Consider the following 17,787-nt stretch of genomic DNA (forward strand, 5'->3'; position numbering starts at 1 on the left):
AGGTGACGGGCAGGCACAAATTTTGTTGAATGGGATCTAGGGATTTGTAGAATGGTCTGGAACTCCTCAATGAAAGGAGGTGCCAGAAAGAGAGGGTCCGAGGGAACGATCATCATTTCATGGTCAGGCATAGACCACTCGCTCACCATCGCGTTGATCATAGTCTGCATCTATTTTCATATCTGGTCAACGCCTGAACGGATATTTTGTTTAATCATACATGAGGAGCCCAATTTTAAGGTAGACATGATAGATGAAAAGTGAGCATGATTTCAAAGAAATAGCAATTGGTCTCCGCTAGCGGCCATAACGTAATTTATTGAGCCTTTAAAAAGGTAGAATGGATAGAAGGGAAGCGCACACGGGGGGATTCGAACCCCCGACTTGCAGCTTAGGAGGCTGCTGCCATATCCAAGCTAGGCCACGTGTGCTTGTGTTTTTACCAGAAGAAGATTCAGTAGAAAAGGTTTGGGTCGGAGGTAACCTCACTGTTCCTGAGGTATCTCTTCCGGAGCGATCTCCTCGGGGGCCGGCTCCTCCTTGGAGGTCTCGGCCGGCTTGACGTACTCCTCAACGAAGCGGACCTTCTCAGCCTTCATGGCCTCGCGGAGGTCGGCGACGATGCGGTACTTGGCGAGGAGCCACTTCTGGTCGTACTTGCAGACGTCCGGCAGGACCATGCAGATGCTCTTGTCCTTCACGCGGATGTTGAAGTTCTCAGCGGTGCCGTAGTCCATCTCCAGGACCGCCTTGACCTTCTCCTCATCGCCCTCTGCCTTGGACAGCACCTTGAAGTGGTACTTCAGGCTCTTCCCGGCCAGGCGGCGGTTGAAGTCCACTCGGACCCGTCCAGCGGTGACCGCGGTGACAATACCCGTACGGTTCTTGATGTTGATCTCCATACCCACGCGGGGCTCCACTTCCTGTCTAAGGAACTCACGGAGGGCGATCATCTCTACAAGCTTGGGATCGCGAGGTCCGGCCGCCTTCTCAGGGGGGATCACGACATCGTATTCCTTTCCGACCTCGACGTTCTCCAAGGCCTCGTCCAGACCGGGAAAGACCCTTCCGCCGCCGATGAGGATCGGTACCGGCACATACTGGACCTTTTCGTTGTACAGCCCTGCGTCCTTGGCGGTCTCAGCGTTGGTGGTGTCGAACAGCTCGTTGGTGTCCTCTACCCAGCCATCGAAGTCTATGCGTACGATATCTCCCTTCACTGCCTTATCGACCTGGTTCTCGTCTCCACTTGACATTAAATCACCTGAATGAATGGCGGAATATGGATTGGTGTCATTAGTTCGTCATTTTTATACTTTTTGGTGATTCCAAGGACGTTGTCTGGCCCAAAAAAGAGTAGAAAAAATCCTATATGGCTACCAGGGTGCTGCATGCCATTATTTTTCATCCTAAGGCGCACCTGACCTCCAAATTTATTATATGGGTGAGCTTTATCCTGGACTCAGGCCACCATAGCCTAGCCCGGTAGAGCGGCTGACTTGTAATCAGCAGGTCGCGTGTTCGAATCACGCTGGTGGCTCCACTCCTTATCTCCGTCTTGTTTTTCCGATGAACTAATCTAGTGACATATTGACGCTCTATCGAGTGGCAATCGGGAGACGGTCTTTCTTCTCTGCTGCCTCACAACCATACGGTGTCGTCCTCCCGATAGTTCACCTTGATCACCATGAAACCGAAGTCCTCCTCTACCAGGGGCATTCCGTGCACCTCTCCTGGCTCGCAAACGATGACGTCACCTGCCTCTGCATCGATCCGCCGGTCATCGATGGTTATAGAGCCTCTGGCAAGAACGAAGAATATCTCCGTCTGCTCCTTGTGGTAATGGGGAGGTATGGTTGAGCCCTTCTTGAACCGAACCTCCTGCAGGAGGTCCACCTCCTCAGGGAAGAGATCGCCTGTCAATATCTTCCTCTTCGAATAGCCTGGTCCGTCCGTCCATTTCATGGATGCTGCTTTGAAGTGCTTTATCATCTCACCCCTACAGGCCCCGGAACGCGTGATCGAGTATGTCCATGGCCTCATCTATGAAATCGTTTTCCACGATCAGCGGAGGTATGAAGCGGATCGCCGACCGGCCTGCTGGGAGGAGTATCAGACCTCTCTTGAAGCATTTCTCGATGATCACGTCCCTTTCCCGGACCGCATGTTCCTTGGTACGCCGGTCCCTTACCAGCTCTATGGCCTGCATAAGCCCAAGGCCCCGCACGTCTCCGATGGTCTCATGATGCTGCTGCAGCTCGAACAACCTCTGGTGCAGGTACGAGCCTACCCTGGCCGCGTTCTCCAATAACCTCTCAGTTTCCAGCACGTCCAGGGTGGCCAGGGCGGAGGCGCATGCCAGCAGGTTACCTCCAAAGGTGTTGGAGTGTGCCCCGGGCACCAGGTCCATGTGGGAAGGGAAGATGGCCGCCCCGATGGGCAGCCCCGAGCCCAGAGCCTTGGAGGTGCACACCACGTCCGGGACGACCCCGAAGTGCTCGATGGCCCACATCCTTCCGGTCCTTCCCATGCCTGCCTGCACCTCATCGTCCACGAGCAATATGCCGTTCTCCCTGCATATCCGGGACAGCTCCTTGACGAACGCCGCCGGGGGCACGATGTAGCCTCCCTCGCCCAGGACTGGCTCCAAGAACATGGCGGCCACCTCGTCCGGTGGGAGCAGGGTGGGGAAGTAGGTCTCCTCAATGATCTTGGCGCAGAGGGTACCGCACGAGCCTGGCTCTTGCTTGTAGGGACAACGGTAGCAGTCGGCGTAGGGGACGTGAGTGACCCCCGGAACCAGCGGAAAGAAGCGTGCCCTCTGCAACGTCTTACTGGACGTGAGGGACAGGGCGCCCATGGTCCTCCCATGGAAGCATCCCAGGAAGGCCAGGAACCTCTTCCTACCAGTATACCAGCGCGTGATCTTCATGGCCGCCTCCACAGACTCCGCCCCGCTGTTGGTGAAGAAAACCTTCTTTTCTCCGCACCCCGGGGTGATCTCCGTCAGCTTCTTGGCCAGGGCGACCTGGGCATCATAGTAGAAATCAGTGCCCGCGAAGTGGAAGAGCCTGGAAGCCTGCTCCTGAACGGCCCTCACCACCTTGGGGTGGGAGTGGCCCACGTTCATTACCGATATGCCGCTGGCAAAATCAAGATAAGTGTTGCCGTCGACGTCCGTGACCTTTCCGCCCTCAGCGTGAGAGACGGCCACCGGGGACGCTTTGGTCGCGGTCGCTAGGTACCTGTGGTCCGCGGCCACTATCTCTCTCGCCCTGGGCCCGGGCGGCTCCGTGAGTATGTTGGCGATCCTTCCCATTTATCCACCGGAATTAGGATGGGCGACCTTGGTATTTTAACAGTGCAGCGGGAGGGGCGACGGGGCCGGACCTAATTACTAATAGTTATCTCGCCTCTTCGAACTCCGATCCCAGATGAAAGGTCAGAGCTTCGGTCGCTTGTGGATAGTGGCGTTGGGCCTAATCGGCCTGTTCGTTCTAGCCACGGTGGTGGTCCCTGGCCTGACGAACCCGGGCCAGACCGGTAACAACAGGGATGCCGACGATCAGACGTCAGGGGAAGGGCTGAAGTTCAACGCCCCCACCACGACGCTGACCTCGCTCGTGAAGACCGTGGGCGAGTCGGTGGACTTCACAGTGAGCGCGTCACCGGTCTCTGCCACCACCGGCAAGGGCGGGGATTTTGCTTGGGTGATAGTTATGGACGGCACCGACATCAGGAACGGAGCGGCGATCCTCACGTTCGAGCAGCAACTGGTCCTGTGGTACCCCGGTGAGGGTACATCGGCCATCGGGATGGGGCCTCGTTTCACGCAAGGCGCTGGTGCTGCCTCCATGAACGTTACCGCGTCCTTCAACCTCACTATGATCTCCACGGGAAGTTACACGTTCCGCATCTGGCTAGCTGATGCCAGTGATCTTCCGATGACGGACCTGGGGAACCTGACGGCGGTCAGCCCGGCTCGTTGGGTCAGCTTCGAGGTCGACCCGGCCTCCAACCCCACGATCGAGCTGACCCAGACCCTCAGCTTCCCTTCCGGCAGCGTGGGCCTGAGCACTTGGTCCCCGGCTAGCATGACCGACCAGGTAGCGACAGGCGGTGGTTGGACCGGCACCGTGGTGGACTACCTGGCGATATCCAAGGCAGGGATCGGCAGCGTCGATGTCCAAGTTAGGGTGCCTACCTCCACAGGGTACTACTTCCTCAGCTGGAGGGATACCGGCGACCGCCTCGTGGGAGAGCTCGCCAGGACCCCGTTGTCCGCGGTCGCCTCGGCGGAGGGGGCACGGAACTGGTCCATCGGCTTTGACCTGTACTTCGTCACCAGCGGCAGCTACACCGTCGAGACCTGGGCAGCGGAGCTGTCCACCGGCAGCATTCTGAGCCAGATCAATACTGCCAACATCTTGGCCGATAGCGGCACCGTTCCAGGGAACGGCCTACAGGTGATCGAAGGTACAGGCGGGAATGATGATTTAGACCCATACGATGGCCTCGTGGGGAGCATTGATGGAACAACTGACATGATCATGCCCATCGATGATTATTCCAACCTTACCAAGATCGAGGACGGATAGACGATATTCCCTGGAGAAGGTGCCCAGGAGACTCCATCAATCCTCGGGGTTCAGCTTCTCCGCGGACTCGATGCACTTTGACAGAATGGAGTATGCCTGCATCATGTCAGCCTCGTTTACTATGAAGATGGTGTCGGTAAAGACGCTCACCGATTCCAGCACGTTGATGCCACCATCCGCGAGGTTGTTCGCGAGGAAGGCGAACACCCCACTGGTCTCAGTGATCCTCTCCGGGGAGCGGACCGATATCTCCACTAGATCGGTGCGTATCTTCAACACGTTCTCCGGCCCCACCGCGTTCACCACCTCGTTCTGCAGCTTCTCGTCGGCGATGATGGTGATGGCGTGGGTACCCTGGATGATCTGCATGATGGTCTTCTCGTTGAAGAGCCTCTTGAGGACCGCCTCCAGGCGGTGGAGCACCGTCCAATCGTTCTTGGCGGTGATGATGGCGATCTTCGTCTTCAGCTCCAGGCGGGAGTTGCGCAGTACCTTCAGTATCTCCTTCTCATGGTCACGCCGGCCTAACTTTACGGCGTAGCGGCGACAGGCGATCATCACCGCCTCCTCGTTGGCGATGGAGAGCTCCTTCATGATCATCCTGGCCAACGACGAGTAGTTGATGAGGTCCTTGGAAATGCAGTCCTTGACACTGGGATGAGCATCGATATAGATGCGGGTCCGCTCGGCGATGCTCTCCTTTTGCACTTCCTTCTTCATGTTCCTGTCAAATAACAAGGGACAGTATAAAATTTATCACTCAGACATAGCCTGGAATGCCTCCTCATCGAGGGACAAGAAGGCCCTGAGCCTTACCAGGGGCGGGTCAGGAGGTAGGCGGCCAGGAGAATGTGCAGAAGCGCGAAGAGGTAGACCAGGAGGAACTTGTTCTTCCTGGTCTTGTGGCGGAAGCTGCGCATGGCCACCAGGGCCCCGAAGGGTCCGATGAGGGCAACCAACAACAACGTCCTCTCAGGCACCCTCCGCAGCATCCTGGATGCGGCCTTCTTGTCCGCGTAGTAGATGACCAGGGCGGCAACGTTGGCCATCAGGTAAACTCCCAGGATCCACAGTATGTCCCAGCCCGCGCTCACCGACACCACCCTGGATTCATCCTCATCACCGGTCCTGGAAGGCCTTCAGGACATCGTTGGTCTTGGAGACGGAGTCGTCGCTGACGATAAGGGGCGGCACCATCCTCACGATCTTCCCTCCTGTCACGTTCACCAGTATCCCTTCGCCAAGCGCGTACTCCTGGAAGTGCTTGGCCTCCTCACCCATCTCCAGACCGATCATGAGGCCCTTTCCCCGAACCTCCTTGATGAGTCCGCCACCCACAGCAAGGCTGCGAAGCTCCTGCGACCACCTCTCGCCAAGGGACGCGGACCTGTCCACCAGGCCCTCTTCCTTGATGGTCTCGATGACCGTCCTGGCTACCGCGCAGGCCAGGGGATTGCCGCCGAAGGTGGTGCCATGCGCACCCGGCTTGAACGTGGCAGCGAGCTCACAGGTGGTGAGGCAGGCTCCTATGGGGAAGCCTCCCCCCAATGCCTTGGCCAGGGTCACAATGTCCGGGACCACGCCCATATGCTGGAACCCGAACCAATTACCAGTGCGGCCTATCCCTGTCTGAACCTCGTCCACTATGAACAGGCTGCCGCGCTCATCGCAGAGGTCCCGGGCCGTCCTGAAGAACTCCTCCTTGGCCGCCACTATCCCGCCCTCTCCCTGGATGGGCTCACAGATGAAGGCCGCGGTGTCACGCGTTATCGCCGACTTCAGCTGCTCCACGCTGTTGAAGTCGATGAAGTCGAAGGCCTTGGAGACCAGGGGCTCGAAGCCGGATTGGTATTTCACCTGACCGGTGGCCGAGAGAGGTATCATGGTTCGGCCGTGGAAGGAGTTCTTGGTGGACACGATGCGGGCGCGTCCCGTAGCCTTCACGGCCAGCTTGAGCGCGGCCTCGTTGGCCTCCGTCCCGCTGTTGCAGAAGAAGGAGACCTTCAGGGGAGAGGGGGACACGGAGGCCAGCGCTTCCGCGGCCTCGGCCTGTTCCCTGACAAGATAGAGGTTGGACACGTGCATCATGCGCCCTGCCTGCTCGCTCACCGTCCTTACCAGAGATGGATGGGCATAGCCGAGCACGTTTACGGCGATGCCTGCCACCAGATCGATGTACCTCTTACCGTCCAGATCATAGAGGAACTCCTTCTCCCCATGATCGAAACATAGGTCCTGGCGCCCATAGTTCTGGAACAGGAACTGATGGTCCAGTTCCCTCACCTTTTCTTTGTCCATCTTTCATCCCACAGTTATCATGGTGCCGCTGTCCTGACCATCCACCAGCCTCCTGATCAGGGAGTGCGGCTCCTTCCCGTTCAACATGTAAACTGTACCCACGCCGTTGAGGAGCGCGGTGCGGCAGGCCTCCACCTTCGGCACCATGCCTCCGGTGATCACCCCGGCATCGATAAGGCGGTCGATCTCCGAGAGTGTTGTGGAAGGTATATGCTCCTTGCTTCCCTCACCTCCGCGCAGTATTCCGGGTACATCGGTCACCAGGACCATCTCCGTTGCCCCCACTGCCCTGGCCACGTGGGCGGCCACCGTATCGGCGTTCACGTTCAGGGCGCTGCCGTGCTCATCGGCACAGATGGGGTATATGACCGGGACGGTATTGCGGCCCATCAGCTCCTCCATGAAGGTAGGGTCGATGTGTGAGACCTCCCCTACACTGCCTAGATCGACATGCACCTCATGTCCGCTCTCGTCTTCCGTCCTCACCGGAGGCATCTTCTGAGCGATCACCGTGCCCTTCTCGGCCCCGGCCATACCGTGCGCTCCCACCCCGGCCCGGGTCAAGGCTTGAACCACCTGAGCGTTGATCCTGGAGAGCACCTCCGCGGCCACCTGCAAGGCGTCGTCGTCGGTCACCCTGAGCCCGGACACCTTCTTCACACTGAGTCCGCGCCTCTCCATCTCCTGGGATATCTCCGGGCCGCCGCCGTGGACCAGCACCGGTTGGAACCCCGCGGAAAGTAGAGAGGATATGTCCTGGCCGAAGCGCTCTAGGTCCCCTTCGCCGCTGAGGGCGTTGCCGCCGAACTTGACCAAGACACGGCGTCCGCTATCAACCTGAACTTGATCCATGCGCATCACTCAGGTGGTATACTCGGCGTTTATCTTGACGTACTCGTAGGTCAGATCGCAACCCCAAGCCTCAGCCGCTCCGTTGCCCACACCCAGGTCCAAGTGCATGGATATGTTGTGTTCCGACAGGAGCTTGCGGGCTATGACCTCCTCCTCGGAGCAAGGCTTCACCTGCGGAACCCCGCCTTCGAAGAGGATGACCTCCTCACCGTTGCTGCCGATGGTCAGGCGAACCTTGTCGATGTTGAACTCGCTGCCGGAGTTGCCCATAGCGGCCAGTACCCTCCCGAAGTTGGGATCGGCCCCGAATATGGCCGTCTTCACCAGGCTGGAGGATATTATCCAGCGCCCGGTGGTCCTGGCCTCCTTGTCCGACTTTGCGCCGGTCACTTTAAGCTCGATGAGCTTGGTGGCCCCCTCGCCATCCAGCACCACCTGCTTGGCCAGGGACTGCGATACATAGAGGACGGCGTCCCAGAAATCATGGTTGTCGTCGACGGGCTTACCGCCCGCGGCGCCGTTAGCCATCAGCACCGAGATGTCGTTGGTGCTCTGGTCGCCGTCGACGTTAATCATGTTGAAGCTCTTGTTGATGCATTCCTGCCACTTCCACTCCGGAGGCTTGCTGAGCACCGCATCGGTGGTGATGAAGCTCAAAGTGGTGGCATGCTTGGTCCTCATGGACGGTGATATCATCCCCGATCCCTTGGCCATCCCCGCGATGGTGACCACGGTCCCATCCTTGAGGGTGACCTGGCAGGCGGCCTCCTTGATCGTCTTGTCGGTGGTCAGGATGGCCATGTTGGCGCGATGGTCGTACTCCCTGCCGGAGCCGAGCTTCCCCGAGATGTTCCTTATCCCCTGGTCCAGCTTGTCCATGGGGAGGTAGCGGCCGATCACGCCGGTGGAGGCCACCCCTACCAGCTGAGGATGTATGCCCAGGGCCGTGGCTGCCGTGTCCGACATGGCCATGGCGTCCTTCATGCCCTGAGGGCCGGTGATGGCGTTGGCATTACCGCTGTTGACGACAAAGGCCTGGATCTTGTCGGTGTGACGCTGGATCATGAGCTCTATGGGCGCCGCCCTCATCTTGTTCTGAGTGTACGCACAAGCGGCGATGGCCGGCCTTTCCGAGTACAGCATCGCCAGGTCCAGCCTCTCCCTCTTGATCCCGCAGTGGATCCCTTCCGCCTTGAAGCCCTTGGGGGTGGTTACCCCGCCATCGATAATTTTCATCTCCTACACTCCTAGTCCTGGGAAATCGAGACCTACGGTCTCATCCATGCCGAACATTATGTTCGCGTTCTGCACCGCCTGGCCGGACGCGCCCTTGACCAGGTTGTCCAGCGCGCCCATCACCACCACGGTGCCCATGTCGGCCTTCTCCGCACCGACCTCCACAAAGTTGGATGCCAACGTGGAGGGGATGGAGGGAACGGCCACCCTCCGGACGAACCTGCGCCCGGAGTAGTATTTTTCGTAGAGCGCCTGCAATTCGTCCTTGCTTTTATCCTTTTTCAAAGTAACATAGCTCGTCGTGAGCATTCCGCGTATGATCGGCAGCAGGTGAGGCGTGAACACGACGCCTACACCAGAACCGGCAACATCGCTGAGGGTCTCGCTTATCTCCACGGTGTGGCGGTGGCCCACTATCTTGTACGGGGTGATGGTGGCCCCGCAGTTGGGGTGGTGGGTCGCCTTGGTGGTCTCCGCCCCGGCGCCGGAGGTCCCGCTCTTGGCGTCTATTATCACCTTCTCATCCACCTGGCCACTCGCGAGCAGGGGAGCGAGGGAGAGCACGGAGCAGGTCGGATAGCAGCCCGGGTTGGCGACCAGGTCGGCACGGGCGATGCGCTCGCGGTATAGCTCGGTCATTCCGTAAACGGCCTTTGACAGCCCTTCCGGATCGCTGTGGGGGTGGCCGTACCACTTCTCATAGACCTCAGGGCTAGAGAGGCGATAGTCGCCGCTAAGATCGATGACCTTTACACCCCTGGACAGTAGGTCGGGGGCTATGGCCATGGAAGCCCCGTGGGGAGTGGCCAGGAAGGCCAGGTCCAGGTCGGCGTCCTCGTTCAGCTGGGCCTCGAAGGAGAGGTCGGTGAAACCCTGGAGGGACGGAAGGACCTTGGCCACGGGCATGCCGGCGTTCTGCCTAGAGGTTATCGCTTCCAGACTGATCTGGGGATGGCGGCATAGTATGCGTCCAAGCTCGGCCCCAGTGTATCCGGAGCCTCCCACGATTGCGGCCTTTATCATTCCATTTGACCTCATGCGCTTTTAAGGTCCGATGATAAAAAGGTACAAGTATTAAGCATGATGACCCAAATGAGACAATCGTGTCCCTCACTGTTGCAAAAGGGACTATCTGGCTCTGGGGATTTCTGCCATGTCCGGTAAGAGACTCCTATGAGTAGGTTTGTCGGAGTTCGGCCAACAAGCCTTTATAATGTGTCCAATCTCAGCAGCACGATCCCAATGGCATCCAGCAAGAAGAAGGTAAATGCTGCTCCCAAGTCTGAAAGGAAGAAGGTAGTGCTCGCGTACTCTGGAGGTCTCGACACCTCCGTCGCCATCCGCTGGTTACAGGATAACCACGACCTCGACGTGGTGGCCGTATCCATCGACGTAGGTCAGCCTGGTGATATGGAGAAGAATATAGAACGCGCTAAGTCCATCGGATCGGTGGCCGCATACGCCATCGACGCCCGCGAGGCGTTCGCCGAGGACTACGTATGGCCATCCTTGAAGGCCAATGCGCTGTACCAGGGCATCTACCCTCTGTCCACGGCTATCGCCCGGCCTCTGATAGCCAAGCTGCTGGTGGATGTGGCGAAGAAGGAGGGGGCGGACTTTATCGCCCACGGCTGCACCGCCAAGGGGAACGACCAGGTCCGGTTCGATGTCAGCATAGCCGCCCTCGCCCCCAACATCAAGATCTTGGCCCCCATGAGGGAGTGGGTCATGACCCGCGAGGAGGAGATAGACTACGCCAAGAAGAACAGCATACCTATCCCGGTGAAGAAGGCGTGCCCCTACTCCACCGACGAGAACCTGTGGGGTCGGAGCTGCGAGTGCGGTGTCATCGAGGATGCCTCCAAGGAGCCGCCCGAGGACTCCCATGAATGGACGGTGTCCCCCCTCAAGGCCCCTGATAAGCCCACGTACGTGGAGATCGGCTTCGTGAGCGGTGTGCCAGTATCCATCGACGGACGCAAGCTTCCCCCCGTGGAGCTGATCGAAAGGATGAACAAGCTCGCAGGGGAGAACGGCGTGGGCCGCATCGATCATGTAGAGGACCGCCTGGTGGGCATCAAGTCCCGCGAGACCTACGAGTGCCCGGGCGCGGTGACCCTCATCAAAGCGCACCAGTCCCTTGAGGGCCTGGTCCTGACACGGGATGTCCTGTCGTTCAAGAAGAGCGTCGAGCAGCGCTTCTCCGATCTGGCATACGACGGCCTGTGGTTTTCCCCCCTCATGGACGCCCTCAAAGCGTTCGTGGAGAGCACCCAGACCTATGTAACTGGCGTCGTCCGTGTAAAGCTGTACAAGGGGAGCGCGGAGGTCGTGGGACGGGAATCCCCGTACTCGCTGTACAGCGAGGGGTTGGCCACCTATGCCAAGGGCGATGAGTTCGACCACACCTCGGCTGAGGGCTTCATATACGTCTGGGGCCTGCCGCTGAGGACCGTGGCCTCTGCCCATAAGGACAAGATGAAGGTGGTGGACGCCAAGGTCGATAAGGCCAAGCCATCTCCCGCCAAGAAGAAAAAGTGATGCTTGGAGATCAAACCCCTTAACCCATCCCTTTTTTATTACTATGTGTTTCTGGAGCTGATGAGGTCCGTGGAGGTCTTGCAGCATGAGCGGTGAGAAGAAGACACTTTGGTCCGGAAGGTTCAGCGAGGGCGCCTCCCACAGCACCCTGGCGTTCACATCCTCCCTTCGGGACGACAGCCGCCTCGCCAGGTACGATGTCATCGGCTCCCTGGCCCACGTGCGCATGCTGGCCCGTCAGAACGTCATCGGCGCCAAGGATGCCAAGGATATCGAGCAGGGCCTCAAGGGCATACTGAAGCAGGTCGAGGAGCGGACACTTCCCATCCAGCAGGACCTGGAGGACATTCACTCCAACATCGAGTTCATTCTCACCGACCGCATCCAGGACGCCGGCGCAAGGCTGCACACGGGCCGCAGCAGGAACGACCAGGTGGTGACGGACGTACGCATGTTCCTCCGCGATGCCACCCTGGACACCATCGAGACCATCATGATGCTGGAGAAGGGGCTGATGGAGCGGGCGGAGGCCTACCACGACGTGATACTCCCCGGCTTCACCCACGTCCAGCATGCGCAGCCGGTGACGGTAGGGCACTGGATGATGGCCCATCTTCAGCGCCTGCAGCGTGATGCTGGGCGCTTCATCGATTCCTACGAGCGGCTCAACATCTGCCCCCTGGGATCGGCCGCACTGGCCGGAACGACCTACAACATCGACAGGACATACACGGCACAGCTGCTGGGCTTCGAGGCTCCCTGCTCCAACTCCATGGACGGCGTTTCCGACCGTGATTTCGTGGCCGAGTATCTGTTCGCCGCGGCCCTGACCGCTGTGCACCTCTCCTCCCTGTGCGAGGAGCTTGTGTACTGGTCCTCGCCGGAGTTCGGCTTCGTGGAGATGGCTGATGCCTATTCCACCGGAAGCAGCATCATGCCCCAGAAGAAGAACCCCGATGTCGCGGAACTGACCCGGGGCCGTGCCGGGGCGGCTCTAGGGGACCTCGTCAGCATTATGGTGACGATGAAAGGCCTTCCTACCGCCTACAACCGGGACCTGCAGGAGGACAAACCCGCCCTCTTCGCTTCCTACGACCGCCTGATCCCCTGCCTGCGCATGACCACATCCATGATCTCCACCATGAAGATCAACGCGGAGAGGATGTTCCAGGCATGCCAGGAAGGTTTCCTCAACGCCACTGACCTCGCGGACTACCTCGTCGTCAAGGGCCTTCCCTTCCGCAATGCCCACGAGGTGGTGGGGGCGGTGGTCCGCCACGCCATCGAGAGGAAGGGCAGGCTGGAGGACCTGTCGCTAAAGGAGCTGAAAGGGTTCTGCGACCTGATCGAGGAGGATGTGTTCGAGTTGCTGCCCATCGAGAGGTGCGTGGCCCGCAGAACGTCCCTGGGAGGGACCTCGCCCCTGGTCTTCGCTCCGCAGGTGGAGCGCGCAAGGTCCGAGATCAAGGCTCAGGCCTCATATGTGGAACGGGAGAGGAAAAGAATAGCGGGCGCGTTCAGCGCCCTTCTGGAATGAGAAGGAGCACTCTCTAAAACATGTTCGATCAACTCTGATGATGTCTGGAGACCGTCGGCAGAAGCGAAACGACCTCGCCCGAGGCCGCTACTAATCGACTTCCTTGGGGCCCAGGGCGTTCCACTGCAGGGTGTGCTTGACACCGCTCTTCGTTAGGAGCTTGCTGACCTTTTCACTGAGACGGACGACCTCGCTGCCCGCAATGTTGGACTTCAGATAGAACTGGTTGCTTCCCAGCGGGAAGATCATGCGCATCCGGCCCTTGCGGTTGTATCCTTCAGGCTTCTCGTTCTTCCTCAGCGCCTGCTGGTTGATGAAAATGAACATCTGCATGACGTCATCATCGTCCGGCAACTGGTCTGTTTCCTCCAAGAAGACCTTGAGGATCTCCGGGAACGACTCTGCAAGGTCCTTGTATTGGAAATCGGGCCCGAACATGAAATGCCCGCTGGTCGCCTTCATCGTTTTTTGAAAGGGGGGTGCGTATTTATAATTTACCGCACCCCGGGGGCCCGGTCCCTCCGGTTAGCGTCCAAGGAGATTAATATCCCCTAATCTGGTCCAGTATGTGTGCTGGTAGCGCTCACGGTAGCTGGCTCCGACTCCCTAGGAGGGGCGGGCATAGAGGCAGACGTCAAGGCCATGGCATCCCAGGGTGTGCATGGGGCGGTGGCCATCACCGCAGTGACGGCCCAGAACTCATGCCGGGTCGCCAGGATACTGCCCCTGCCCGTGGATGAGATCATCGGGCAGATGGATGCCGTCCTGGAGGATGTCCATATATCGGCGGCCAAGACCGGCATGCTGTACTCGGCAGAGATAGCCACGGCCGTGGCCCAGAGACTGGCCTCCACGGATTTCCCCCTAGTGGTGGACCCGGTCCTGGTAGCGGGCGTGGGAGATGCCTTGGGGCGGGAGGGTCTGGTGGAGGCGATGCGAGAGAGGATCGCGCCGTTGGCCACCATTATCACGCCCAACGTCCCCGAGGCGGAGGCCCTGACCGGCCTGAGCATATCCACGGACGACGACGTGCGCAGGGCCTGTCGATCCCTGGTAAAGCAGGGGTCGGAGGCGGTCCTTCTAAAGGGGGGTCATATGGACGGGGACAGGAGCGTGGACACGCTCTATCACCAGGGTAAGTTCCTGCGCCTGGGGTCCCCCCGGGTGGAGGCCCGCGGCCATGGTGGGGGCTGCATCCTCTCCTCGTACCTCACGGCCAACCTGGCCAAGGGGATGGGGGTATGGGAGTCCTTCATAGCGTCGCGCGCAGCGATCATGGAATCGATAGCCGGCCGCTTCCAGGTGGGGAGGGGCGTGCCTGTGGTGGAACCCATGGGCGGTATCCTGAAGGATGCGCATCGATATCGTGTATCAGCCCGACTAAAGGCCTCTGCCGAGAGAGCGGGGGGATCGCTTCCCAGGAGCTGGGTCCCTGAGACCGGAGCGGAGATGGTGTTCTGCCTCCCCGGGGCCACGAACATCATGGACGTTTGCGGGACGGCCGTCCCCACCCGTGCCCGGGAGGGCGAGCGTTGCCCGACCTTCGGGGGAGCCCCCCGCCTGTCCGCTGCGGTCTTGGCGTCGATGATGTACGACGGAGGGATGAGGGCCGGCATGAGCCTGAGATGCACTAGCAGTGTCGTCAACTGGGCGAGGCGCGCGGGCCTGAGCATCGGTACATACCGGCGTAGGATGGGTACCGGAGACATCACCCGCTGTGAAAGAGAGGCGATGGAAGACCTAATAAACGTCCTTGGATGTGTCCCCGATGTTGCCTGTGACCGGGGTGGCCCGGGAACGGAGCCCCTGGTCCGGGTGCTAGCCTCCAGCCCCGAAGAGCTGGTCAGCAGGATCGAGAAAGCCCTACGATGAGGATTATCAATGCGAATCGCCATGTTCACGGACACATATCTGCCAGCGCGCGATGGGGTGGTCAGCTCCATATTGCTGACCAAGGCGCAGCTGGAACGCATGGGCCATGAGGTCTTCATCTTCGCTCCCGATCCCGGCAACAGCCACAAGGAGGAGGACGTCTATTACTTCCGTTCCCTGAACTACAAGAAGTACCCTGGCTACAACGCCGCCATCTTCCCTTCCAACAAGTGCGAGATCCTCAAGGAACTGAATGTGGACATAATCCACAATCACGGCCTGCTGTTCATGGCCGTGCGCTCGATGTTCGCATCACGGACCCTCCACATACCCAACCTGGTGACGTTCCACACCATGCTCACAGATGCGGCCAAGTTCTATTCCCCCATCGACGTCCCCGATTGGATGTTGACCAGGCCGTTCTGGTTCTATCTGCGGGAGCTCTTGGAGCGGGCGGATGCGGTGGTCGCTCCCACCAACGCCATCAAGAACGAGCTTTTGTCCTACGCGCCCAGCATGAACCGCGTCGAGGTCATCCCTACCGGGGTGGACACCACCCGCTTCAATCCTGACGTGGACGGGGCCGCCTTCAGGGAGAGGTTCGGTCTCAGGGACAGGAAGGTCCTGATGCACGTGGGGAGGATCGCCAAGGAAAAGAACCTGGACCTCGTCCTTGACGGCTTCTCCCTTCTGTCCAAGGAGGACCCTCAGGTGAGACTGGTCCTCGTCGGAGAGGGGCCGGCGAAGAAGCACTACCAGGAAATGGTGCATGAGATGGGGATGGAGGACAGGGTTGTGTTCACCGGATTCGTACCGGATGATGAGCTGCCATCGACGTACGCGGCCTGCGATGCCTTCACCATAGCCTCCAAGTTCGAGACCCAAGGCCTGGCAGCGCTGGAGGCGATGGCCACAGGAAAGCCCGTGGCGGGCATCAACTTCCGGGCGGTGGCGGAGATGGTCAGGCCAGGTGAGAACGGCTATCTTTTCGAGGAGGACGTGCGATCCTGCGCGACCGCCATGAGGGAAACCCTGGAACACTCTCAAGAGATCAGCGAGAGCACCCGGCGGTTCGCCCTGGGATACTCCCATGAGAAGAGCGCACAGAAGCTGGTCGAGCTTTATGAGGCCACCATCGAGCGGAAGAAAATATCGCTGAACGGAAAGTAGTTCTAAGACATACGGATTATCTGAAGAAAATGACCGACATAGGTACGATGGTCTATGATCTGTTCCAGCCATTAGGACTCTATGGCGGTCTAGTTTGCATTTTCATTCTGTTCTATGTCGATGCCATACTCTTTCCCACAGTGCCGGAGCTGTTCACGGTCATCATCTTCACCACCGTGCCATTGAACCCCGGTCCGTCCCTGCTGATGTATGCCGGAGGTGTTCTGGTCACCATCGTACTGGCGGAGATCACCGGCGTCATGACCCTATACTTGATAGTGAAACGGGCCAAGGTTCCCGAGCGCATCTGCGAGGTCATCCGTCGTTACCAGGCTTTCCTGTTCTGCCGGGACGAGCGGATGATCCTGGTTAACCGCATCGCACCGGTGGTTCCCTTCCTGGGGGCGTTCATTGCGGTGACCCAATGGAGCTTGAAGAAATCCCTCGCCTTTGTCGTCATCGGGGGAGTGATCAAGTACGGGATCATCCTTGCCCTCAGCGGCATATTCGTCGTCTATTTCTCCCAGGGTACGGCCAGAGTAGCGACGGTGGTGATGGTTCTCGCCATCATCCTACTGAGCGTGATCGTCTCCTATTACAGAAAGAGGAAGTCGCAAGATGCGTGTGGTACTGCTTAACCCATTTCACTACCCTTACATGGGCGGCATAGAGCACCGACTGCATGAGGTGTCCTGCCGGCTCGCCGGTAAGCACGAGATGATCGTCCTGACCTCGCAACTGCCGGGCACCTCCGAAGAGGAGGAACGGGATGGTTACCGCATCGTGCGCCTCCCATCGAAGTTCACAGACATCTATAACCCTCCCTTCGTCACCACCCCCGGGGTCCTGGAGGCACTGGAGGGGCTGGACCCGGACGTGGTGGACTTCCACTACCGGTGGGCCCCATCCTACACCAAGGCCATGAAGCGCTACCGGGGAAAATGGGTGTTCACCTTCCATAACACCTACGGGGAGGGGCACGGCCTCAACCGCATCCCCAGCCTGATCAATGACGCCCTGTTCTGTCGCATCATAAGGAAGCGCCGGGTGATCTGCATCACCGAGTTCATAAAGGGCGATCTTCTTAAGCGAGGGTTCGACCCCGCCCTGCTGGATGTCATCCCTCCGGGGATCGAGGTCCCCCCGGAGGTGGGCACGGAGGGGGATTACATACTCTTCATCGGACGCTTGGTCGGGACCAAGGGCATCCCTTATCTTATCAAGGCCATGGACCAGGTCGACGGCCGCCTCATCGTTGTGGGGGATGGGCCGGAGAGGGAGCGTCTGGAGTCGGTGGTCCGAAAGGCAGGTGTGGGGGAGAAGGTCACCTTCACGGGACGGGTCAGCGAGGAGAGGAAGATAGAGCTGCTCTCCAATTGCAAGGTCTTCGCCATGCCGTCGCTGTTCGAGTCCTATGGCCTGGCAGTGGCGGAGGCCATGTCCTACGGCAAACCGGTGGTGGCATCCCGGGTGGGGGGCCTGCCGGAGGCGGTGGGTGACGGCGGTGTTCTCACTCCACCCAAGGACAGCAAGGCCATCGCCGCGGCCCTCAACCAGCTGCTAAAGGACGATGAGGTCCGAGAGGCCACCGCCCGGCGGGCGCGGGAGCACATCCTGAGATTCTCCTGGGACAACATCGTGCAGGACGTGGAGGCCGCTTACCGCAGGGTGGCGGAGGAATAG

At 59.4% G+C, this 17,787-nt stretch carries 17 protein-coding genes and 2 tRNA genes; 8 read left to right on the forward strand and 11 right to left on the reverse strand.

The features are described from left to right. Positions 1–356: 356 nt before the first annotated feature. Both GXX95_09760 and GXX95_09765 read right to left on the reverse strand, forming a co-directional pair. Positions 357–431, reverse strand: a tRNA-Arg gene (locus GXX95_09760). Positions 432–485: 54 nt separating this feature from the next. Beyond that, positions 486–1,256 carry a peptidylprolyl isomerase gene (locus tag GXX95_09765; GenBank protein ID NLT38427.1) on the reverse strand — a complete coding sequence of 257 codons (771 nt, stop codon included), beginning with the start codon at positions 1,254–1,256 and terminating at the stop codon, positions 486–488. Between the two features lie 210 nt (positions 1,257–1,466). On the opposite strand from GXX95_09765, the gene GXX95_09770 reads away from it, so the two are divergent. Continuing rightward, positions 1,467–1,543 (forward strand) — tRNA-Thr (locus tag GXX95_09770). A 98-nt stretch (positions 1,544–1,641) separates the two neighbouring features. On the opposite strand, the gene GXX95_09775 is transcribed toward GXX95_09770, so the two are convergent. Both GXX95_09775 and GXX95_09780 read right to left on the reverse strand, forming a co-directional pair. After that, positions 1,642–1,992, reverse strand: a complete 351-nt coding sequence (locus GXX95_09775) for a cupin domain-containing protein (GenBank protein NLT38428.1) — start codon at positions 1,990–1,992, stop codon at positions 1,642–1,644. A gap of 7 nt (positions 1,993–1,999) precedes the next feature. Beyond that, entirely contained in the window at positions 2,000–3,319 is a 1,320-nt protein-coding gene (locus GXX95_09780; GenBank protein NLT38429.1) for an acetyl ornithine aminotransferase family protein, read from the reverse strand. Between the two features lie 115 nt (positions 3,320–3,434). Between GXX95_09780 and GXX95_09785 the strand changes: the two genes are divergently transcribed. Further along, positions 3,435–4,598 carry a hypothetical protein gene (locus GXX95_09785; protein NLT38430.1) on the forward strand — a complete coding sequence of 388 codons (1,164 nt, stop codon included), beginning with the start codon at positions 3,435–3,437 and terminating at the stop codon, positions 4,596–4,598. Between the two features lie 36 nt (positions 4,599–4,634). Here the strand turns inward: GXX95_09785 and GXX95_09790 are convergent, their stop codons facing one another. The 6 genes from GXX95_09790 to GXX95_09815 all read right to left on the reverse strand — a co-directional run bounded on the left by GXX95_09790 (position 4,635) and on the right by GXX95_09815 (position 10,007). Beyond that, a complete protein-coding gene (locus tag GXX95_09790; protein ID NLT38431.1) occupies positions 4,635–5,318 on the reverse strand; it encodes an ACT domain-containing protein in 684 nt (227 codons plus the stop codon). Positions 5,319–5,410: 92 nt separating this feature from the next. Continuing rightward, positions 5,411–5,647 carry a DUF1294 domain-containing protein gene (locus GXX95_09795; GenBank protein ID NLT38432.1) on the reverse strand — a complete coding sequence of 79 codons (237 nt, stop codon included), beginning with the start codon at positions 5,645–5,647 and terminating at the stop codon, positions 5,411–5,413. Positions 5,648–5,717: 70 nt separating this feature from the next. Next, entirely contained in the window at positions 5,718–6,896 is a 1,179-nt protein-coding gene (locus GXX95_09800) for an aspartate aminotransferase family protein (GenBank protein NLT38433.1), read from the reverse strand. Positions 6,897–6,899: 3 nt separating this feature from the next. Then, the gene (argB, locus tag GXX95_09805; protein NLT38434.1) at positions 6,900–7,748 is read right to left on the reverse strand and encodes an acetylglutamate kinase; all 849 of its coding nucleotides are present in this window, start codon (positions 7,746–7,748) and stop codon (positions 6,900–6,902) included. Positions 7,749–7,757: 9 nt separating this feature from the next. Further along, entirely contained in the window at positions 7,758–8,984 is a 1,227-nt protein-coding gene (gene argJ, locus GXX95_09810; GenBank protein NLT38435.1) for a bifunctional ornithine acetyltransferase/N-acetylglutamate synthase, read from the reverse strand. A gap of 3 nt (positions 8,985–8,987) precedes the next feature. Continuing rightward, positions 8,988–10,007, reverse strand: a complete 1,020-nt coding sequence (locus tag GXX95_09815; protein NLT38436.1) for an N-acetyl-gamma-glutamyl-phosphate reductase — start codon at positions 10,005–10,007, stop codon at positions 8,988–8,990. 219 nt (positions 10,008–10,226) lie between these two features. On the opposite strand from GXX95_09815, the gene GXX95_09820 reads away from it, so the two are divergent. Together GXX95_09820 and argH are read left to right on the forward strand one after the other, a co-directional pair. Beyond that, the gene (locus GXX95_09820; GenBank protein ID NLT38437.1) at positions 10,227–11,525 is read left to right on the forward strand and encodes an argininosuccinate synthase; all 1,299 of its coding nucleotides are present in this window, start codon (positions 10,227–10,229) and stop codon (positions 11,523–11,525) included. Between the two features lie 85 nt (positions 11,526–11,610). Further along, on the forward strand, positions 11,611–13,062 hold the full coding sequence (argH, locus tag GXX95_09825) for an argininosuccinate lyase (GenBank protein NLT38438.1): 1,452 nt from the start codon (positions 11,611–11,613) through the stop codon (positions 13,060–13,062). 90 nt (positions 13,063–13,152) lie between these two features. Here the strand turns inward: argH and GXX95_09830 are convergent, their stop codons facing one another. Then, complete coding sequence (locus tag GXX95_09830; protein ID NLT38439.1) at positions 13,153–13,500, reverse strand: hypothetical protein; 348 nt, start codon at positions 13,498–13,500, stop codon at positions 13,153–13,155. 132 nt (positions 13,501–13,632) lie between these two features. Between GXX95_09830 and thiD the strand changes: the two genes are divergently transcribed. Genes thiD through GXX95_09850 form a run of 4 tightly spaced genes read left to right on the forward strand, consistent with a single transcriptional unit; the run spans position 13,633 to position 17,787 of the window. Beyond that, on the forward strand, positions 13,633–14,934 hold the full coding sequence (gene thiD, locus GXX95_09835; GenBank protein NLT38440.1) for a bifunctional hydroxymethylpyrimidine kinase/phosphomethylpyrimidine kinase: 1,302 nt from the start codon (positions 13,633–13,635) through the stop codon (positions 14,932–14,934). 21 nt (positions 14,935–14,955) lie between these two features. Then, on the forward strand, positions 14,956–16,104 hold the full coding sequence (locus tag GXX95_09840; GenBank protein NLT38441.1) for a glycosyltransferase family 4 protein: 1,149 nt from the start codon (positions 14,956–14,958) through the stop codon (positions 16,102–16,104). A gap of 29 nt (positions 16,105–16,133) precedes the next feature. Further along, on the forward strand, positions 16,134–16,742 hold the full coding sequence (locus GXX95_09845) for a hypothetical protein (protein NLT38442.1): 609 nt from the start codon (positions 16,134–16,136) through the stop codon (positions 16,740–16,742). Continuing rightward, positions 16,723–17,787, forward strand: a complete 1,065-nt coding sequence (locus GXX95_09850) for a glycosyltransferase family 4 protein (GenBank protein NLT38443.1) — start codon at positions 16,723–16,725, stop codon at positions 17,785–17,787. Before GXX95_09845 ends, GXX95_09850 begins: the two co-directional genes overlap by 20 nt.

It is taken from the genome of Methanomassiliicoccus sp. (assembly GCA_012719175.1).
In the GTDB taxonomy this organism is placed as follows: domain Archaea; phylum Thermoplasmatota; class Thermoplasmata; order Methanomassiliicoccales; family Methanomassiliicoccaceae; genus UBA6.

What these genes read in the sequence shown, in the direction of transcription:
- GXX95_09765 (NLT38427.1), bottom strand. Translation starts at nt 1,256, where the DNA reads ATGTCAAGTGGAGACGAGAACCAGGTCGATAAGGCAGTGAAGGGAGAT.
- GXX95_09775 (NLT38428.1), bottom strand. Translation starts at nt 1,992, where the DNA reads ATGATAAAGCACTTCAAAGCAGCATCCATGAAATGGACGGACGGACCA.
- GXX95_09780 (NLT38429.1), bottom strand. Translation starts at nt 3,319, where the DNA reads ATGGGAAGGATCGCCAACATACTCACGGAGCCGCCCGGGCCCAGGGCG.
- GXX95_09785 (NLT38430.1), top strand. Translation starts at nt 3,435, where the DNA reads ATGAAAGGTCAGAGCTTCGGTCGCTTGTGGATAGTGGCGTTGGGCCTA.
- GXX95_09790 (NLT38431.1), bottom strand. Translation starts at nt 5,318, where the DNA reads ATGAAGAAGGAAGTGCAAAAGGAGAGCATCGCCGAGCGGACCCGCATC.
- GXX95_09795 (NLT38432.1), bottom strand. Translation starts at nt 5,647, where the DNA reads ATGGCCAACGTTGCCGCCCTGGTCATCTACTACGCGGACAAGAAGGCC.
- GXX95_09800 (NLT38433.1), bottom strand. Translation starts at nt 6,896, where the DNA reads ATGGACAAAGAAAAGGTGAGGGAACTGGACCATCAGTTCCTGTTCCAG.
- argB (NLT38434.1), bottom strand. Translation starts at nt 7,748, where the DNA reads ATGGATCAAGTTCAGGTTGATAGCGGACGCCGTGTCTTGGTCAAGTTC.
- argJ (NLT38435.1), bottom strand. Translation starts at nt 8,984, where the DNA reads ATGAAAATTATCGATGGCGGGGTAACCACCCCCAAGGGCTTCAAGGCG.
- GXX95_09815 (NLT38436.1), bottom strand. Translation starts at nt 10,007, where the DNA reads ATGATAAAGGCCGCAATCGTGGGAGGCTCCGGATACACTGGGGCCGAG.
- GXX95_09820 (NLT38437.1), top strand. Translation starts at nt 10,227, where the DNA reads ATGGCATCCAGCAAGAAGAAGGTAAATGCTGCTCCCAAGTCTGAAAGG.
- argH (NLT38438.1), top strand. Translation starts at nt 11,611, where the DNA reads ATGAGCGGTGAGAAGAAGACACTTTGGTCCGGAAGGTTCAGCGAGGGC.
- GXX95_09830 (NLT38439.1), bottom strand. Translation starts at nt 13,500, where the DNA reads ATGTTCGGGCCCGATTTCCAATACAAGGACCTTGCAGAGTCGTTCCCG.
- GXX95_09840 (NLT38441.1), top strand. Translation starts at nt 14,956, where the DNA reads ATGTTCACGGACACATATCTGCCAGCGCGCGATGGGGTGGTCAGCTCC.
- GXX95_09845 (NLT38442.1), top strand. Translation starts at nt 16,134, where the DNA reads ATGACCGACATAGGTACGATGGTCTATGATCTGTTCCAGCCATTAGGA.
- GXX95_09850 (NLT38443.1), top strand. Translation starts at nt 16,723, where the DNA reads ATGCGTGTGGTACTGCTTAACCCATTTCACTACCCTTACATGGGCGGC.